The organism is Vibrio sp. S12_S33, from assembly GCF_963889785.1.
GTDB classification, from domain to species: domain Bacteria; phylum Pseudomonadota; class Gammaproteobacteria; order Enterobacterales; family Vibrionaceae; genus Vibrio; species Vibrio aestuarianus.
Genome location: NZ_CAWPQZ010000462.1, coordinates 1 through 220, shown reverse-complemented (window position 1 = coordinate 220; position 220 = coordinate 1). Strand labels below are relative to the sequence as shown.

Genomic DNA, 220 nt, shown 5'->3' with positions numbered 1-220 from the left:
AGCGCCGACATCACCATTCCAAGCTTGACAGCGGAAGGTAACTACAGCATCACCAGCAGCATTACGGATGCCGCTGGCAACAGCAGTGGTGAGAGTGCGCCAGTGACGTTTGATTTTGATGCCACCGTACCAACTGCGGCGCCAACACTTACCATCGCGGATGCCGCGGACGGCAGCGTGAGCGTGGCAGAGAACAGTGACGGCGTTGAAACGGTGGTAA

The 220-nt window shown here is 57.7% G+C and carries 1 protein-coding gene; it reads left to right on the top strand.

Features of this window, described 5'->3' with window-relative positions; all coding sequences use genetic code 11:
* A partial coding sequence (locus AACW06_RS21160; protein ID WP_192076431.1) for a hypothetical protein occupies positions 1-220 on the top strand: 220 nt, incomplete at both ends.